Genomic DNA, 19,528 nt, shown 5'->3' with positions numbered 1-19,528 from the left:
GTATTTCAATAATACTGCAGAAATGCCAATTACCGTTTGGCTAACTAAGGCCTGTTGAGCTTTGCTGTACAGCAAAAATCAACAGGCCATAGGTATCAAAATAGAGGAGGTTTTTCCTTGCGGCTTGCTTATAAGCTATCGTCGTTAAGGTTAAGCGCTCCACGAAGGAAGTTAAGCAGCGTACAAATTTCGGCTGACATTAGCGCAAACTCTGCATCAAGACGCGCTTCTACTTGATCTTTTGGCACATCGTCAGTTTCTTCTTTAATACGGTCGGTAAACTTAATGCGTTTGATGGCACCGTCTTCACAAATGATAGCGGTGAGCGTTTCTGCATATTCGAACGCAACTTTTTGAACCAGCTTACCTGCATCTAAGTGAATACTAATTTCTTCACTGTCTAGCGGCTGGTTTTTACAGCGAATAACGCTGCCCGTGTCATCGGTAGATTTAAGCTCAGCTTCTTCAAGTAAGCCTACGCCTTCTGGGGTTGATTCAGTAACCCAGTGTGTAAGTTCGCTTTGAAGGCTTCTACGCGTAAACGGTACAACTGGAAGCGAGCCTATGGCTTTTCTTACCATAGCCAAAAAGGCTTCGGCTTTGCCATCAGATGATGCGTCAACCACTACCAAATTGTCAGCAAGCGAGATAAAACCGTGAGTGTAAGTGTTTTTCGTAAAAGCCTGAGGCAGCAAGCGAGTTTGAATTTCTTGCTTAAGGTCAGCTTTGGCTTTTTTGCCAACGGGTGAACCCGTTTCCATTTCAATTTTAGCTACCATTTCGTCTAGCTCGGCATTTACCACTGCGCCGGGCAAGATTTTTTCCTGTTTCTTTAGTGTTATCCAAAAACGCTGTTGAACAACATGGAACATGGTGCCTTGCTTACCCGCCTGGGAAAAAGGGGAAGCAAACCCCATCGTGGCCAAATCCTGGCTACCGCAAGGTCTGAACGCATGCTCGTTGAGGGCGCGCTCTAAATCGCCTTCATCTAGCGATAGCGGCTGAGTAATTTGATAGGCTTTTACATTTTTAAACCACATAGTGTAAGCATTCTCTTGATAAAAATAGGGCGCAAGCGTACCAATGTACGACGAGCGGTGCAATTGAATAAAAGGTTGTTAGATACTAGAAAGCGCACTTATTGCGCGCTCCTCAGATAGATAGTGACAAGAAGGTTTAAGCACTCTTTTTCGGAAAGCGAATGGTGTAGTGTAAACCGTTGCCTAAAGTGCTGTCGGCTTCGATATGGCCATGCAGTGACTGCGTCACCAGGTTATACATAATATGCGTGCCTAAACCGCTGCCACCTTCCGCGCGTTTAGTAGTAAAGAATGCATCAAACAACTTGCTAAGCTCTTCTTCGCTTAAGCCTCTGCCGTCATCTTTATAATTGATCACCACGTTATTACCGGCTTCTTTCACATCTAATGTGATTGTGCCCGCTGTCTTGTTTTCAAACCCGTGTGTGATTGAGTTAACAACCATATTGGTGACAATTTGCGCAATAGCGCCAGGGGCACAGGTGACAACCAGGTTATCTGGGCAGGACACGTTTATTTGATGTTCAGTATGCTTAAAACTTGGTTTTAACGACTGAATGATTTCGTTGATGTAGTCACCTAAAACAAACTCGCGTTCGGTTTCGCTGGTTTGGTCAACGGCCACCTGTTTAAAGCTGGCGATAAGGTCAGATGCCCGCTCCAAGTTACTTAAAAGTAACAGTGCGGTTTGTTCCGCTTCGTCGATAAAACTTGCCATGTTTTTACTGGTTAGGCTTTTATCTTCAAAATCGGTTTTTAAGTTGTTAAGTCGCTCTTGTAGAAAACTGGCAGCGGTAACACTCACACCTAATGGCGTGTTCACGTCGTGCGCGATACCGGCTACAAGGCCGCCAAGCGACGCCATACGCTCTGATTCTACTAATTGTTCTTGTGCTTGATGAAGCGTGTCCATTGAACTGGCGAGTTCTTGGTTACGTTTGCGTAGCTCTGCTTCTATATACTGACGGTTTTCGTTTTCCTGACGAAGCTCTCGTTGATGGGCAACAAGCTCGTCCTTTTGCTGCTCCAAGTCGAGCATGATCTGAGACAAAGACGCCGTTTTCTTTGCCACTTCTTGTTCTAAAATCAGGTTTTGGTCGTCTAATTTCTTGTTGGCTAGGGTGAGTTCGTTCTGCGCGTCTTTCAGCTTATTGTTTGAAATAATAAGGTCATCAATAACGTGGTTGTATGATTCTTTAAGTTGTAATAGCTCGTTGTCATCATCAAGCTTTATGCTGAGCTTACTTTCCTCTGGATGTTGAGGGTCAAAATTACCCATTTGCTCAGTAATGGTTTGTAGCGGCTCAGAAAGCATGGTGCGAAATGCGGTCATGAACAAGAAGACCAGAAAGGTAGTTTTTACTAACGCATTACCAATAAGAAAAAATACGCCAACTTCAATACGACTAAAAATAGTATCGAAGCTAGAGTACAAGGTAACATCGCCAACCGTAGATTCGCGACCTGAGAATTTAAATACAAGTGGAAAGCTGTAGCTGAAAACACCGCCGGGATGATCTTCAATTATTTCACGGTCAACCGGGGCAGGGGAGCGCTGAGCACGGATGCCGTACTCGGCAATGTAGTTACCGTTTTCGCCACGAACTTGAAGCCCTTCAACTATTGGAAGCGACATTAACCCTTCAGCGATGGCGCGGACTTGGTCGTGGTTAAGCTCCCACAGCGCGCGGGTCAGACTAGAAGAAAAGGTGTTTTTTAAGGTCTGAAGCTCGCCTTCAACGTGATTTTTGGTACTGAGGTATTCTGTAAAGATCTGTCCTACCGTTACGAGCAATGTAAGTGAAAAATACACTGACAACACTCTGGCTAGAAGTTTCCTTGATAACCCTGTCTTGACCGCAGCCATCGATATACACACCCCTGTTACATCAGACCTTTTGAATTACCAACGGCGCTTACCCGTTGCTCACCTTTGCAACAATAACCGTCGATTTTATGTAATTTCAAGAATATGCGTAATCGTATGAATAAACAAGATTATGTATTTAAACTTTGGAACAAGCCTGTATTAAACTTGACACATAAATGTAATCGTTTTAATAAAACTGTCACAGACCACATTAATAATAACGGCGTTTAAAAATGAGCAGGAATATTACGATGTCTCGTACAGTGTTGGTGGTTGAGGACGAAGCGCCTATCCGTGAAATGCTTAAGTTTGTGCTTGAGCAGTCTGGTTTTAACATTATTGAAGCCGAAGATTTCGACATCGCGCAAGAAAAAATTTGCGAACCTTACCCAGATTTGATCTTATTAGATTGGATGTTGCCGGGGGGAAGCGGTGTACAGCTAGCTAAAAGTTTAAAGCAGCACGAGTTTACTCGTGACATTCCCGTCATCATGCTTACAGCCCGTGGCGAAGAAGAAGACAAAATTCGTGGGTTAGATGCAGGTGCAGATGACTACGTTACTAAACCATTCTCGCCGAAGGAACTTGTGGCAAGAATCAAAGCAGTAATGCGTAGGGTAACGCCTACATCAAGTGAGGAGCCTATTGAATTCAATGGTCTTAAACTAGAGCCAGTATCTCACCGCGTAATGGCAAATGATGAGCCGCTCGAAATGGGGCCTACTGAGTTTAAGTTGTTGCACTTCTTTATGACGCATCCGGAGCGTGTCTACAGTCGAGAATTACTGTTAGACAATGTGTGGGGCACCAATGTCTACGTAGAAGACAGGACGGTAGACGTGCATATTCGACGCTTGCGCAAAGCTATCTCTCGTCACGGACATGATGCTATGATCCAAACTGTACGTGGCGCGGGTTACCGTTTTTCTACCAAACTGTAATAATTAAAAGTATAGGGGGTAACGGGGTTATTCCCTTAACATCTTTGCGCCATCTGAGCATGGCCTATTTCTACCTTTAACAACGCGAGTTATTTCATGTATTACCCGTTCTCTTGGTTGAGAAGTACATTGCGCTTAGTGCTATTCCTTATGGTTTTTGCGCTGGTCGGGTGGTATCTGGAAGACATGTTATTCGCTGTTGCTATCGGTGCAACACTGCTATTGCTGTTTAATTATTGGCACCTTTACAAGCTAAATCGCTGGTTATGGCACAGTCGTAAAATGTCTCCGCCTACCGTACGTGGCGTGTGGGAACATATTTATGAGGGTATTTATTACCTTCAGCGTCGTAATCGCAATAAGCGTAAAGAGCTTGGCGAATTAGTAAAGCGCTTTAGAGAGGGCTCTGAAGCCTTGCCTGATGCAGCGGTGGTGGTTGATGCCAAGGCATGTATCATCTGGTGTAACCGCCTTGCACGGCTGGATTTAGGGCTTAAATGGCCACAAGATTCTGGGCGTAGAATTGACAACTTGTTGCGCCACCCGGAATTTATTCAGTACTTTCACGCAGGGAATTATAAATATCCTATTGAAGTACCGTCGCCTACTAACCCCAACAAAACCTTCGAATACCGGATTATGCCTTATGGCGATGAGCACTTGCTGCTAATTGCCCGTGACATAACGCGAGTGTCTCAGCTTGAAGAGATGCGCAAAGACTTTGTGGCGAACGTGTCTCATGAACTACGTACGCCGCTGACGGTCATTAACGGGTACCTTGAAATTCTTCCTATTGATGAAGACTCCGACCCTTTCATGCAAAAAGCGATGAAAGAAATGACATCGCAAACTCATCGCATGCAAAACCTGATAGAAGATTTGCTGGTACTGTCGCGCATTGAGGCAAGTTCGGAACGCATTTACGAAAATGTTGTGAATATTCCAGTTGTCCTGGCACAAGTGGAAAGAGAAGCGCAGGCGCTTAATAAAGAGAAAAACCACACAATAAACTTCCACATCGACAAAGAACTCTATGTCTTCGGTGTAGAGACCGAACTGCGCAGTGCTTGCTCAAACCTTGTATTCAACGCGGTGCACTACACGCCAGCTGGTGGTGAAATTAATGTGTACTGGCGTCGCAAGCCAAATGGTGCGCACTTTTCTGTGGTCGATAACGGAGATGGTATTGAACCCAATCACCTTAACCGCCTTACCGAGCGCTTTTATCGCGTGGATAAAGCGCGTTCACGTAAGACGGGCGGTTCAGGCTTAGGTCTTTCCATTGTAAAACATGTATTAAGTCATCATAATTCCCGTTTAGACATAACCAGCACGATAGGGGAAGGTAGTAAATTTTCGTTCGTGCTGGACAATGAGTTGATTGCAGAACAGCTGTAACCTTAAGAGGCAAGAAACGTTGGTGAGCAAAAGACATGACAAGGTGAAAGGGCAATACTGTAGTCTTTCAAGCCTACTTTTGGTTGTAAGCTTGTTTTTATCTTTAGCAACATACGCTATCGCCCAAGATACGCAAAGCTCACTCACCGCTTCGAGCGCTTATCAAGTTCCCGCTTATGAGCGCAAGCCTGGGGTTGCAGGAAAAATATCCTCAGTTGGCTCAGACACGTTGGCAAACTTAATGACCTTTTGGTCACAGGAATTTAAAACCCTCTATCCTCAGGTAGGCTTTCAAATACAAGCGTCAGGTTCATCCACCGCACCGCCAGCACTTATTGAAGGTACTGCCACCATAGGCCCTATGAGCCGAGAATTAAAACCCAGTGAAATACGGGACTTCACGCGAACACACGGTTACCCGCCTACGGTATTAAAAGTGGCAATGGATGCCATCGCCATTTTTGTGGATAGACGCAATCCGCTGCCGGGTATGACCCTTGAGCAAGTTGATGCGGTGTTTTCTGAAACCCAGTTTTGTGGTGGCAATACCGCCATTACCAATTGGTCTCAGCTCGGCGTTGACGATATAGGCTATCGTTCTCCTATTAGGTTGTACGGTCGAAATTCAGTATCGGGTACTTACGGCTTGTTTAAAGTGATGGCGCTGTGCGATGGTGACTTTAAGAATACGGTGAATGAGCAACCAGGCTCTGCTTCTGTAGTATTGTCTGTGGCCAGCGGTACGGGTGCGATTGGCTATGCCGCTTATGGCTATAAGACTGCAGGTGTTCGCGCTCTGCCTTTAGGTGAGTCGCTAGACAGCTTAATCCCTCTTTCAATTGATACGGTACGCAACGAAACGTATCCGTTTGCCCGATTTCTTTATTTGGTGATAAATAAAAAGCCCGGTGAGCCTTTACCTACTCTGGAAAGAGAGTTTTTGCGCTATATCTTGTCACAGGAAGGGCAGCAGCAGGTGTTAAGAGACGGATATTTCCCCATTCGTGAAGACGTGCTTGTGCGCCAGCGCCGATTATTGGAATAGAAAAACGAATGTAGAAGTCGCATCACTCGCCGTTAAAAGCAAAGGATAAAACTGTGTCGTATATGCCGCCAGCGTGGAAACAATGGGTAGTCAAATGCCTGCTATCAGGGACAGCTGTGCCAACGATCGTGACAACGCTAGCGGAAAACGGTTTTTCTCCCGACACTATTAAAAAAGTGCTCGGCGCCAATTTACCCACTAATTATCAGTTTTCTCCCTCTTCAAGTTTCTACGAGAAGCTAGCAAAAAGCGCTATTACCCGCGTCGAACAGGCTAAGCCTCTGGCCGAACCCAGTGACATTCAGCTCTTTGCGTACGATGACTTCTTGAGCAGCCAAGAGTGTGACGACATTGTTGCGTTGACCAAAGATAAACTCGCGCCCTCTAAATTGGCGGGAGCCGCTAGCGCTGATGACATTAGAACCTCTTCAACATGTGAATTAGCCTTTCTCGGTAATAAGCTAGTGAAAGACGTTGATAGTCGCATTGTTTCAACACTTAGCTTGGGCGTGGGAGAAGGGGAAGTTATTCAGGCTCAGCACTACAATGTTGGGGAATATTACAAACCTCACTACGACTTCTTTCCTCCAGGAAGCCCGCAGTACAAAACGCATTGTCTATCGCGTGGTCAGCGAACATGGACATGTATGATTTACTTGAATGATGAATGTGACGGCGGTCACACTCGCTTTACCAAGCTAGATATTGCAGTAAGACCGAAAAAGGGAATGGCACTCTTTTGGAACAATTTGCTGCCCTCTGGCGACCCCAACCTTAACAGTATTCATTTTGCAGAACCTGTCACTCGTGGTCACAAAACTGTCATAACCAAATGGTTTAGAACGAAAAACTAAACACCTTGGGGCAAGCTTTTAGTTTTATTTTTAATCAATTTTGTTTTATCTAATTGAAAAGTAATAGCTTTACGCTGGCTTTAGTTCAAAGCTGAAAAAGTTCAAATAAATTCGATAAGTTTTTTAGTTTGTAACAAAAATGTCACCGATCTCCTTTACTCTCTAGCAAACCTTAGAATCCGTATTACAAAAATCTGGAGAATTTAATGGAAATTCGTAACATATTTAAGGTAAGTGCTATCACGACTGCGCTTGTCCTTGCAGGCTGTGGCGGTGACATCAATATTAATGAAGGTGATGAAGTAGTAACAACTCCAACAACGCCAACTACACCTACAACACCAACGACACCGACTACCCCTGATGTAGATACGCCGTTCTCTCTAGGCTTTGCTACTGACGTATCAAGCGAATTCTCAGGAACGATTACAGATAAGCCTGTTTATCGTTTAGATACCGATTTAACTATCACTCAAGATATGACCTTAACGAACGATGCTCACTGGATCATCAAAGGTCGTACGGCGGTTGGTAACGACAACGCTGATGCAGCGGTATTAACTATTCAAGAAGGTACTACAGTAATCGGCGAAGATGGCGATGACTTCTTGGTTGTTCGTCGTGGCTCTCAAATTGACGCATCTGGTACGTCTTCAGCGCCTATCGTGATGACATCGGTACAAGATGTTACTGGTGAAGAAACTTCTATCGGTCAGTGGGGCGGTGTCGTTCTACTAGGTAATGCACCAACTAACCTTTGTAATACGGGTGACGATGCAGATACGTCTGACGAAGAACTTGCAAACTGCGGTGTTTCTGCAGAAGGTGATGCAGGTCTTTACGGCGGTAACAACCCAGAAGATAACTCAGGTACGCTAGAGTACGTTGTAGTTAAGCATGCGGGTAAAGCACTGGCATCAGGTGACGAACTAAACGGTATTTCATTCGCTGGTATCGGTTCAGGCACCACAGTTAACTATATTCAGGTTCACCAAAACCTAGATGACGGTATTGAGTTCTTCGGTGGTACAGTTAACGTAAGTAACGTTGTACTTACTGACATCGGTGACGATTCACTAGATTGGTCATTTGGTTGGACTGGTAGCGCAACTAACGTTTATATCCAACAGTCAGCTGACGGTGGCGACAACGCTATTGAAGCGGATAACAACGAAGACAATCCGTCTTGGTTACCGTTAACTAAGCCAACTATTTCAAATGTGACTATTGTAAGTGCTGATGGCACCAACGGCGTACGTTTACGTAACGGTACGGCAGGCGTACTTTCAAATGTACTTATTACCGGTTCTACCCTGGCTAACAACTGCCTTCGCGTAAACGGTGACGAAGCGATTGCAAATGCTGAGTCGGGCGAGCTTACAATTACTGATTCAATTGTTGCGTGTGAAACACCTGCGAACAACTTTGGTTCTGACACCATTAACGGTGGCACTACTCAAGCATGGTTTGAAGGCCAAGATGGCAACAGCGTATTAGCTGCTTCTGCATTAATGCTTGAAGACAACGGTTACTTCCCAACTGCCTCTTCTCCTGTTGCGCTTGGCGGCGGTCAATATATCGGTGCATTCAACCCTAACGGCACAGACTGGACGGTGGGTTGGACGGTAGGCGTAAATGGCGGTTTCCCAGCTGACGTTCAAAACGCATTTGCACAAGGTTTAGCAACAGACGTATCGGCTGACTTCGACCTAGACAAGCCAGTTTACGAAATCGCTGCAGACACCACATTTACATCTGACGTGACCCTTACCAACGATGCTTACTGGCTAATTAAAGGCCGTACTGCAGTAGGTAACGATAACGAAGACAGCGCAACACTTTACATCGAGCAAGGTACAACTGTATTTGGTGAGCAAGGTGATGACTTCCTAGTAGTACGTCGTGGTTCTAAAATTGAAGCTAACGGTACAGCAAGTGCACCTATCACGTTTACCTCTGTACAAGACCTTATTGGTGACGAAACGGGTATTGGCCAATGGGGTGGTATTGTACTTCTAGGTAACGCTCCAACTAACCTTTGTAATACCGGTGACGATGCAAATACGTCTGACGCTGAACTTGCTGCATGTGGTGTGGCTGCTGAAGGTGACGCGGGTCTTTACGGCGGTAATAACCCAGAAGACAGCACAGGTTCACTTCGCTACGTAGTAGTTAAACACGCAGGTCGCGCTCTTGCAGCCGGTGATGAGCTAAACGGTATCTCATTTGCAGGTATCGGTTCAGGCACTAAAGTTGAGTACATTCAGGTTCACCAAAACCTTGATGACGGTATTGAATTCTTTGGCGGTACCGTTAGCGTACGTAACGTTGTACTTACTGATATCGGTGATGATTCACTGGATTGGTCTTTCGGTTGGACAGGTAACGCGCAAAACGTTTATATCCAACAGTCAGCTGCTGGTGGCGACAATGCTATTGAAGCAGATAACAACGAAGACAACCCAGCGTGGCTTCCACTTACTAAGCCTACTATTTCTAACGTGACTATCGTTGGCGCTGACACAACTAACGGCGTACGTCTACGCAACGGTACTGCGGGTAACATTCGCAATCTGGTTGTTACTGCTGGTGAAGGCTACTCTAACTGCCTACGTGTTAACGGCGACGAGTCAATTGCTAACGCAGTATCTGGCGAGCTTTCTGTAGAACATTCAGTGGTTGCTTGTGAATCAGGCAATAACTTTGGTTCAGACACTATTGGTGGCGGTACTACTCAAGCATGGTTTGAAGGTCAAACGGGTAACAGCGTACTTACCGCTGATGCACTAATGCTTTCTAACGATGGCTTTACACCTCGCTCTGGCTCTCCACTTCTTGGTGCGGGCGTTGATGTATCAGAAGAGAATGATTTCTTCGCAGCAACTGACTATATCGGTGCATTTGACGGTGACAACAACTGGATGGACGGTTGGACTGTTGCGGTAAACGATAGCATTCCGGCTGACGTTACGACTGCACTAGAGCAAGGCTTGGCGACTGACGTGTCTGCTAGCTTCCCTGATATCACTGACAAGCCAGTGTATCAGCTTGCAGCTGACACCGTATTTACTGCTGATGTATCGCTAACTAACGATGCTCACTGGCTAATTAAAGGTCGTACAGCGGTAGGTAACGACAATGCTGACAGCGCGACACTTTACATTCAGCGCGGTACGACAGTATTCGGCGAAGACGGTGATGATTTCCTAGTTGTTCGTCGCGGCTCTAAAATTGAAGCTGCTGGTACAGCAACATTGCCAATTACCTTCACATCTTCTGAAGATATGACTGGTGGCGAGACAGCCATTGGTCAATGGGGCGGTCTAGTTATCTTAGGTAACGCACCAACAAACCTATGTAACACAGGCGACGACGCTGACACTTCTGAAGCAGAGCTTGCTAACTGTGGTGTAGCTGCAGAAGGTGATGCGGGTCTATATGGTGGTGCAGATAGCGAAGATAACTCAGGTACACTACGCTACGTTATAGTGAAGCACGCAGGTAAAGCACTTGCGGCAGGTGATGAGCTAAACGGTATTTCATTTGCGGGTGTAGGTAGCGGTACTGAAGTTGACTTCGTTCAAGTTCATCAAAACCTAGATGATGGCGTTGAGTTCTTCGGCGGTACAGTAAACGTAAGCCACTTAGTGCTAACGGCTATCGGTGACGATTCTCTAGACTGGTCGTTCGGTTGGACAGGTAAGGCGCAGTACGTAGTTATCAAGCAAGACGCAGCGGGTGGTGACAATGCCTTCGAAGCTGACAACAACGAAGATAACCCTGCGTGGACACCACTGACTACACCAACAGTATCTAATGTAACAATCTTAGGTGCAGACAATACAAACGGTGTACGTCTTCGCAACGGTACAGCGGGTACAATCAAAAACCTAGTGGTTACCGGTGGTGCAAACTACAGCAACTGCCTACGAGTGAATGGGGACGAGTCAATTGCTAATGCAGCAGCAGGTTCACTAACTGTTACACACTCAACAGTAGCATGTTCATCTACGAGTGCTTTCGGTTCAGATACAATAGGTACAGACAGCACACAAGCATGGTTTGAAGGTCAAGACGGCAACAGTGTACTTGCTGACACTGCAGCACTTGGCTTTGATTCAACAGGTTTCGTACCTGCAAGCAATTCAGTTTTATTAGGTTCAGGCTTCGACGCTTCTACTTTGGATGCTTTCTTTGATAGCACAGACTTCCAAGGTGCATTCGACGGTGAGTCTGACTGGACACTGGGTTGGGTAACTGTTGGTCTTCAAGACTAATAAGTGAATGCGAGACACAGTAAAGCTAAGGCGTTTTAACGCCTTAGCTTTTGTGTAAGCGCAGCTACCTGATTACAGTTTCTTAGGAGTTACACAATGAAAAACAATCAAACGTCAGCATTTAAAGTCGGTGGACTTTCGCTGGCTATCGCGTCCATTCTTGGCGCAAGTGCGTTACCGTTATCAGCAGTAGCACAGCAATCAGAAGACGAAGTAATTGAAGAAGTCGTTGCTACGGGCACGCGACTTAAAGGAACCGCAACGGCGGTTTTACAAGAACGTCAGAATCAGGCGTTCGTTGCTGATATTCTTGGCGCAGAACAAATTTCTCGTACCGGTGACGGCGATGCCGCTGCTGCACTTCGACGTGTAACAGGTCTTACGCTAGTTGACGGTAAATTTATCTACGTTCGTGGTTTGGGTGAGCGCTATTCAAGCACACAGCTAAATGGCATGACAGTACCAAGTCCGGATCCTACGCGCTCGGTTGTACCGCTTGATTTATTCCCTTCAAGCATTATCGAAAGCCTGAACGTTCAGAAATCTTACTCACCCAATATGCCTGGTCACTTTGGTGGTGGTAATGTAAACATTCGTACTAAATCAATCCCATCTGAATTTGTATTTAACGTAAGTGCAGGTGGCGGTTGGAATACGCAAAACAGCGACACCGGTGTTTTCTATTCTGGTGGCGGCGATGATTGGACAGGTCGTGATGACGGTACCCGTGCACTGCCTGACATTATCAGCTCGGGTCTTGCTGCAAATGGTTCTGCAGGCTTCGAGGGTGACCGTACAAGAACACTGGCTGAAACGCAGGATATCCTAAGTTCATTTAACTGGGACATCGGCCCAGACGAAAAGTCTGTAGACCCGAACTTCAGCTTGGGTACGACCATTGGTAACAATTACGTATTCGACAACGACTCTGTGCTTGGTTTCCTTGCAACGGTTTCTTACAGCAACGAATGGACAGTTGCCGAAGAGATGTTAGGTAACGATATTGGTGGTGGTCAGGAAAATCCACGTTTCACTAAATATCGCGACATGGTGTCTACTGAGCAAAACGTGCGTTGGAGCGGTATGTTCAACGTGGGTTACGAGTACAACAGCAACCACAAAGTAGAACTTGTGAACATGATCCTTCACGACATGCGAGACCGTGTTCGCGATGGATACTACTTCGACGAAAGTGAATCTAACCCTGGCGTGGAAGAATTCCGCCGCATGGATATCATTTTTGAAGAGCGTGAAATGGTTTCTTCACAGCTTAAAGGCACGCACAACTTCCTTAACTTGTTAGATGGTGTGTTTTTCGATTGGTACGTGGGAACTAGCCGTGCGTCTCGTGAAGCGCCAGATATCATGGAAGTAACATTCCAGCAGTTCTACGATGAGTCGGGTGCATTAGAGCTTGAGCGTCTTGATGATACGCCAGGAACTAACTTAAACCGTCAATATCAGGTGCTTTATGATGAGTCTGATACCTATGGCTTCAACGTGTCTACCGCGTTCTTCGGCGATGGCTACGACGTTGAACTTAAAGCCGGTATGGATTACTACGACAAAACCCGTGACGGTAACAATATTGACTTAGCGGTGCGTCACTTTGGTATTTCTTCTGACTTTAAAGAAGGTAGCCGTTTGAATGAAATTTTCTCACAAGAAAATATCTATAACGACGACTTCTACACCAGCTCAACGGGTCGTTCTGTGTTTCAGGACAATACAGGTGCAGGTGATAAGTACTCAGCGGCAACTAAACTTACCGCAGGCTATTTCATGGTTGATGCATTCTTCAACCAGAAGTTCCGCGTAAGTGGCGGTGCTCGTTATGAAGACTTCCAGCAAGTATCGATTCCATTTATCGAGCACTCGGATAAGTTTGCTGACGACACTGATGCCATCATTGACAGCATCTACAATGAATCTGATGTACTACCGTCATTAGCTTTCACTTATATCCCAAGTGAAGAAATGCAGTATCGCTTTAACATCAGCCAAACGCTAATCCGTCCTGACTTACGTGATATCAGCTCAACCTTCTTTATCGACCCGCTAACAGAATTCCTTGTACGTGGTTCTCCTTCATTGGTTGAAACTGAATTGACCAATATCGACTTCCGCTGGGAGTGGTATATGTCACAAGGTAACAACTTGTCTGTTGCACTCTTCTATAAAGATATGGAAAACCCTATCGAGATGGTGCAGTTTGACGGCGGTGAAGGTGTACCTCAGCTATTGACGGCAAACGGTCAGGAAGGTGAGTTGTACGGTATCGAGTTTGAATTCTTGCACGACCTTGGCTTTATTGGTGATAACTTCAGTAACTTCTTTGTATCAGGAAACATGACGCTTTCTGACTCAGAAGTAACCATTGGTAGTGGCGATCAAGAATCACTGTTCTCTCAGCAGGCTCGTGAAGCATACGGCGGTACAATCACAGCGACTATTACTAACGACAAACGTCGTCTAGTGGGTCACTCAGAATGGGTTGCTAACTTTCAACTAGGTTGGGATTCTGATAACGGTGAGCATTCAGCGTCATTAGTTTATAACTCATTTGGTGAGCGTATTATTGCGCCGGGTGTGCGTGGTTTTGAAGATGGTATTGAAAAACCGTTCCATTCTTTGGATGCCGTTTATACCTACTATCCAGACTTCAACACAACGATTAAATTCCGTGTACAAAATATTTTCAACGACGAAAAAGAAATTGAGCAAGAAGGCCTTACGCTGCGTAAGCTAAGTGTAGGTACAGGTATAAACGCTTCAATTACTTATAACTTCTAAGAAAATAATCCTAGTTCTGCTTCTTTAAAAAGAGAGCAGCAACAATCATCTTAAGCCCGGTTTATCTGCCGGGCTTTTCTATTTGTGACAATAGTCTTCGATTTATGACAGTTTCGTAATAAAACTGTCACAGAAAACTCCTATCCTACGCGCAGAAATTTATAGTCGGACAAAACCGATTTCTTTTAACTTTAAAGGTTTGAATGTATGAAGCTTATCAATGCCTTGCTTGTAGCAGGTGCGCTAGCAGCGACACCCGTGCTTGCACAAGACGATGAAGTCTTAAAACCCGTTGTCGATGAGGCAGCGAAAATAAACGAGTCAGCGGCGAAATCGCAAGAAAAGATTAACGGTATTACCGACCAAATCGACAGCAAACTTCAACAGTTCAAAACATTGATGAAAGAAATCGAAGGCCTTGAGGTTTATAACACTCAGCTTCGTAAGCAAATCAATAACCAAGAACAAGAAATGGCAGATCTAAACGCTGCTATCGATGAAGTATCTGTTGTTGAGCGTCAAATCACACCACTTATGATGCGTATGATTGACGGCCTAGAGCAGTTTGTTGCGCTAGACGTACCTTTCCTTCCTGAAGAGCGCGCAAATCGCGTAGCTGACCTTCGCGCCATGATGGATCGTGCCGACGTTGCTGCGTCTGAAAAATTCCGTCGCGTAATGGAAGCGTATCAGGTAGAGATGGACTACGGCCGCACTATGGAAGCGTACAGCGGTATTCACACAATTAACGGTCAAGAGCGTGACGTTGAATTCCTACGCCTTGGTCGTACAGCGCTAATTTATCAAACACGTGATGCAAGCATGCAGGGTGTTTGGAACAAGCAAACTCGTCAGTGGGAAGAGCTTGATAGCAGCTACCGTACACAAATTACAAAAGGTCTGCGCATGGCGAAGAAGCAACTTGCACCAGACTTGCTAATGCTGCCAGTGGCAATTACAGACTAAGAGGTTGATGAGAATGTTTAACACAGTAAAACGTATCGCTGTTGGTCTAGCAGCCCTTAGCATCAGCGTTGGTGCTTTCGCACAAAGCGACCGTGCCATGGACTTAGACGCACTTCTTAAGCAACTAGAAGAAGGTCAGTTCGCACAGTCTCAGCAAAACAAACAGCGCGAGCGTGATTTCCAAGCGCAACGTGCAGAGCAAGATCGCATTCTTCGCGAAACTCGCGAGAAGCGCGACCAGATGCTTGCGCAATCTGAAAAGCTTGAAACTCAGTTCGAAGAAAACGAATTCAAACTAGCAGATCTTAACGGTGCACTAGACACACGTCTTGGTTCACTTAAAGAGCTATTCGGTGTACTTCAGCAAATCGCTGGCGACACCAAAAACAAATTCTATAACTCAGTGGTTTCTGCACAAATCCCTGGCCGTGCTGACTTCCTTGATAAAATGGCACAGGACATGGGTTCAAGCTCAAAGCTAGCATCAATTGAAGAAATTGAGCGCGTTTGGTTTGAAATGCAGCGCGAAATGACTGAAGCCGGCAAAGTAACTACGTTCAAGACAGACGTTGTTGAAGCAGGCGGTGAAAAAGTGAATAAGTCTGTTGTTCGCGTAGGTCCTTTTGCACTTGTTGCTGATGGCAAATACCTAGAGTACAACGGTGTAACAGGTACAGTTTCTGAACTTGTACGTCAGCCTGCTGACCGTTACATGGATTCTGCTGCTGAACTACAAGCATCAAGCGGTGAATTAGTACAGTTCGGTATCGACCCAACGGGTGGTTCAATCCTAGGTCTTCTTGTTCAAGCGCCTAACCTTCAAGAGCGTGTAGAGCAGGGCGGCGTAGTAGGTTACATCATTCTTATCGTTGGTGCGTTCGGTCTTCTACTTGCCCTTGAGCGTCTTGTAACGCTGTCGCTTATTCGCATGAAAGTGAACAAGCAACTTAAGAGCAAAGAAGTTAACACTAACAACCCGCTTGGCCGTGTTCTTAAAGTACGTGACGAGCACCCAGACGCTGACGTTGAAGCGCTTGAACTTCACCTTACAGAAGCGATTTTAGGCGAAGTGCCTAAGTTAGGTCGCAACCTAACTATCATTAAGATTATCTCTGTTGTAGCACCGCTTATGGGTCTACTAGGTACGGTAACCGGTATGATTAACACCTTCCAGGCTATTACCTTGTTTGGTACGGGTGACCCGAAACTGATGGCAGGTGGTATTTCAACTGCACTTGTAACAACAGTACTAGGTCTAGTTGTAGCGATTCCAATGACACTGCTTTATGCAATGCTTAACACACGTTCTAAGAACATTGTGTACATCCTACAAGAACAGGCGTCTGGCGTAATTGCAGAGCGCGCTGAGCGAGGCTAATCATGATCGAGTTTCTAGAAGCAATTCGCGATTTCACAGAAACAGGTGGCCAGGTTCTCCTGGTCATCGGTCTGCTGATATTCGTTATGTGGCTTTTGATCCTCGAGCGTGCGATGTATCTGATGGTTTGGCACAAGCAAGCCAAGAAAGAAGCGATAGCAATGTGGACAGCACGTGCCGATCGCTCTTCTTGGTTCGCAGAGCAGGTTCGTCAGAAAACAATTTCACAGTTAACCATGCGCCTAAACGGCAGCATCCCAATTATCCAGTCACTGGTTGCGCTTTGTCCGCTGCTAGGCTTGATGGGAACGGTTACCGGTATGATTGAAGTGTTCGATGTAATGGCGATTGCGGGCTCAGGTAATGCTCGTTCAATGGCCTCAGGTGTATCGAAAGCCACTATCCCCACAATGGCGGGCATGGTTGGCGCACTTTCAGGCGTATTCGCCGCTACCTGGTTAACTCGTATGGTGAAATCAGAACGCACGCATCTTGAGGATGCATTGATTATTCAACGTTAATGCTAGCTAAGCGTTAAGGTAAGGTATTTATTATGAAGCAGCACTTTCAAAACTTAGTCGATGAAGAAGAAGCAGCCATCGACATGACGCCCATGCTGGACGTTGTATTTATCATGTTGATCTTCTTCATTGTGACTGCGTCATTTGTGAAAGAAGCGGGTATCGATGTTAACCGACCTGAAGCAGCAACTGCTGTGAAAAAGGACCGCGCTAATATCCTTATCGCTATTTCAGATAAAGGCGAAATTTGGATTAACAAACGCCGTATCGACGTTCGCGCAGTACAAGCGAACATTGAGCGTCTTCGCGCAGAAAACCCACAGGGTTCTGTCGTAATTCAGGCTGACAAAAAGGCCACGACAGAAACACTGATTAAGGTTATGGACGCGTCGCGAGCCGCTGGCGTTTACGATGTTTCGATTGCAGCCCAAGAGCAATAAATCATGCCACGATATTTAATCGCATTTGTTATTTCCCTTGCGATCACCTTAGGCCTGTTCTTCTTGATGCAATCGCTTATCAAGATGGGTGGCAGCGCACTAACTGAGCCGCCTAAGGGAAGCGTGCTTGACTTCGTAAGGGTTAAGCAGGATGAACAGGTTGAGAAAAAAGATCGTAAGCCGAAGAAGCCACCTAAGCCTGAAGAGCCGCCACCGCAAATGGAGCAGCCTCAAATGGACTCACCTTCTCCAGATGCAGAAGGAACGTCGATGGACTTTGGTGCTGAAGTCGGAGACGACATCTCGCTAGAAGGCGGGCTGGCCCTTGAATCCGGTGACGGTGAATATCTTCCTATCGTTAAGGTTGCGCCAGTATATCCACGACGTGCACTTCAACGGGGTATTGAAGGTTTCGTTATTGTTGAATTTACAGTAACTAAGCAAGGCGCAGTACGCGACCCAATTGTTGTTGAAGCTAACCCTTCAGGTATTTTTGAACAAGCGGCGATTGATGCGGCAATGAAGTTCAAATATAAGCCTCGGGTAGTAAATGGCGAAGCAACAGAAGTGTCTGGTGTACAAAACCGTATTTCGTTCCAAATAGACGGGTAACAGATCATGATGAGAAAACAGACGAATACATTGCTTAGTGCACTGGCGTTTGCATTTGCATCGGCCACGGTATCTGTACCTACTATGTTCATTGTTTCTAACGCAATAGCGCAAGAGGCTGAGCAGCAAGATGGACAAGAGATAAAAGCTAGCGATAAGCAAACCCGTCGGGTACCAACGCTTCGCGGCAAAGTCTACGAGCAACTAGCCCGTGCACAAACGGCAGCAGATGAAGCTGGCGATGTAGAAGAAGCTATTTCCATTTTGAAAGAAGTGGAAGATAAGTCTCACTCTATGAACGCTTACGAAAAAGCCATGATGTACAACTTTTTCGGTTTCATTTATTACAACAACGAAGACTATGCAAAGGCGTTGGAATCGTTCGCGAAAGTGGTAGAGCAACAGCCTATTCCTGAAAAGTTCGAAATGACTACACTTTTCAGTTTAGCGCAGCTTAACCTTATGCAGGGTAATTACGACGACACCATCACTTATTTGGAACGTTGGGAAAGTCTTAATGCTGGCCCTGTGCCGGTGAAAAACAAAGTCATCAAAGCCCAAGCGTACTACCAGAATAAGCAGTACGAGCAAGCCTCAACGTGGATTTCAGAAGCCGTTGCCGATCACGAAGCGGAAGGCATGATCCCTGACGAAGGCTGGTTAATACTTCAGCGTGCTATTTTCTATGAACTCAAGCAGCCTGAGAAGGTTAAAGACGTTCTGGTTAAAATGGTGAAGCTGTTTGACGAGCCTAAGTATTGGATCCAGCTAGCGGGTATGTACGGTGAGCTAGGCGAAGAGCGCAAGCAGTTGGCTATTATGGAAACCGCCTATCAGCGAGGGTTCGTTAATACATCCGCTGATGTGTTTAACATGGCGCAGCTTTATTACTATCATCGCGTACCTTACAAAGGTGCTAAGTTGATGGAGCAGGCGATGAACGACGGCGTGCTAGAGAAAAACTTGCGCAACCTTAAGTTCTTAGGCCAAAGCTGGTCACTTGCTAAAGAGCAAGACAAAGCCATTCCCGTTATGATGCAAGCGGCTGAACTGTCTGAAGACGGTGAGTTAGATGCACAGTTAGCGCAAATTCTTCTTAATGAAGAGCGCTTTGACGAGGCAATTGCTGCGGCAGACCGTGCGGTTGAAAAGGGCGATTTGAGAAACCCTGGTTTGGTTTACCTGATTAAAGGCATGGCACTTTACAACAAGAAGCAATATGCCCTTGCGCTTAATCAGCTAGCTGAAGCAGAAAAGCATCAGAAAAGTCGTGCTATGGCACAGCAGTGGAAGCAGTTTGTGCAGGGCGAAAAACGTCAGGCAGACGCCATTGCAGCTGAGTTAGGTACGAGTTAAGTACCGTACTTTCGTTAATACTCCATTTAAAAGGGTC

14 protein-coding genes are annotated in these 19,528 nt (G+C 45.8%); 12 read left to right on the top strand and 2 right to left on the bottom strand.

Annotation, left to right across the window (positions count from 1 at the left end; genetic code table 11):
* Positions 1 to 128 precede the first annotated feature (128 nt).
* Positions 129 to 1,040, bottom strand: coding sequence for a recombination-associated protein RdgC (gene rdgC / locus BGK61_RS03490; protein ID WP_014997325.1), 912 nt, complete (start codon positions 1,038 to 1,040; stop codon positions 129 to 131).
* Positions 1,041 to 1,176: 136 nt separating this feature from the next.
* Positions 1,177 to 2,907 (bottom strand): sensor histidine kinase, encoded by a 1,731-nt coding sequence (locus BGK61_RS03485; RefSeq protein ID WP_076011222.1) that lies wholly within the window; start codon positions 2,905 to 2,907, stop codon positions 1,177 to 1,179.
* Between the two features lie 254 nt (positions 2,908 to 3,161).
* On the opposite strand from BGK61_RS03485, the gene phoB reads away from it, so the two are divergent.
* The 12 genes from phoB (at position 3,162) to BGK61_RS03425 (ending at position 19,491) form a co-directional block, all read left to right on the top strand.
* Positions 3,162 to 3,851: a phosphate regulon transcriptional regulator PhoB gene (gene phoB / locus BGK61_RS03480; protein WP_076011221.1), complete on the top strand. Its 690-nt coding sequence runs from the start codon at positions 3,162 to 3,164 to the stop codon at positions 3,849 to 3,851.
* Positions 3,852 to 3,947: 96 nt separating this feature from the next.
* Positions 3,948 to 5,249, top strand: coding sequence for a phosphate regulon sensor histidine kinase PhoR (phoR, locus tag BGK61_RS03475; RefSeq protein WP_076011220.1), 1,302 nt, complete (start codon positions 3,948 to 3,950; stop codon positions 5,247 to 5,249).
* A gap of 79 nt (positions 5,250 to 5,328) precedes the next feature.
* Entirely contained in the window at positions 5,329 to 6,294 is a 966-nt protein-coding gene (locus tag BGK61_RS03470; RefSeq protein WP_076011232.1) for a PstS family phosphate ABC transporter substrate-binding protein, read from the top strand.
* Positions 6,295 to 6,356: 62 nt separating this feature from the next.
* Positions 6,357 to 7,148, top strand: a complete 792-nt coding sequence (locus tag BGK61_RS03465) for a prolyl hydroxylase family protein (RefSeq protein WP_014997330.1) — start codon at positions 6,357 to 6,359, stop codon at positions 7,146 to 7,148.
* Positions 7,149 to 7,354: 206 nt separating this feature from the next.
* Positions 7,355 to 11,425 carry a beta strand repeat-containing protein gene (locus BGK61_RS03460; RefSeq protein WP_076011219.1) on the top strand — a complete coding sequence of 1,357 codons (4,071 nt, stop codon included), beginning with the start codon at positions 7,355 to 7,357 and terminating at the stop codon, positions 11,423 to 11,425.
* Positions 11,426 to 11,521: 96 nt separating this feature from the next.
* A complete protein-coding gene (locus tag BGK61_RS03455; protein ID WP_076011218.1) occupies positions 11,522 to 14,218 on the top strand; it encodes a TonB-dependent receptor domain-containing protein in 2,697 nt (898 codons plus the stop codon).
* Positions 14,219 to 14,425: 207 nt separating this feature from the next.
* On the top strand, positions 14,426 to 15,184 hold the full coding sequence (locus BGK61_RS03450; protein WP_014997333.1) for a DUF3450 domain-containing protein: 759 nt from the start codon (positions 14,426 to 14,428) through the stop codon (positions 15,182 to 15,184).
* Positions 15,185 to 15,197: 13 nt separating this feature from the next.
* Positions 15,198 to 16,562 carry a MotA/TolQ/ExbB proton channel family protein gene (locus tag BGK61_RS03445; protein ID WP_076011217.1) on the top strand — a complete coding sequence of 455 codons (1,365 nt, stop codon included), beginning with the start codon at positions 15,198 to 15,200 and terminating at the stop codon, positions 16,560 to 16,562.
* Between the two features lie 2 nt (positions 16,563 to 16,564).
* Entirely contained in the window at positions 16,565 to 17,083 is a 519-nt protein-coding gene (locus tag BGK61_RS03440; RefSeq protein ID WP_012517279.1) for a MotA/TolQ/ExbB proton channel family protein, read from the top strand.
* A gap of 32 nt (positions 17,084 to 17,115) precedes the next feature.
* A complete protein-coding gene (locus BGK61_RS03435) occupies positions 17,116 to 17,523 on the top strand; it encodes an ExbD/TolR family protein (RefSeq protein ID WP_014948289.1) in 408 nt (135 codons plus the stop codon).
* Positions 17,524 to 17,526: 3 nt separating this feature from the next.
* Positions 17,527 to 18,135 carry an energy transducer TonB gene (locus BGK61_RS03430; RefSeq protein WP_039234966.1) on the top strand — a complete coding sequence of 203 codons (609 nt, stop codon included), beginning with the start codon at positions 17,527 to 17,529 and terminating at the stop codon, positions 18,133 to 18,135.
* Positions 18,136 to 18,141: 6 nt separating this feature from the next.
* Positions 18,142 to 19,491 carry a tetratricopeptide repeat protein gene (locus BGK61_RS03425; protein WP_076011216.1) on the top strand — a complete coding sequence of 450 codons (1,350 nt, stop codon included), beginning with the start codon at positions 18,142 to 18,144 and terminating at the stop codon, positions 19,489 to 19,491.
* The last annotated feature ends 37 nt before the right edge of the window (positions 19,492 to 19,528 follow it).

Source organism: Alteromonas abrolhosensis (assembly GCF_001953635.1).
In the GTDB taxonomy this organism is placed as follows: Bacteria; Pseudomonadota; Gammaproteobacteria; order Enterobacterales; family Alteromonadaceae; genus Alteromonas; species Alteromonas abrolhosensis.
This window is presented reverse-complemented; position numbering and strand designations above follow the sequence as displayed.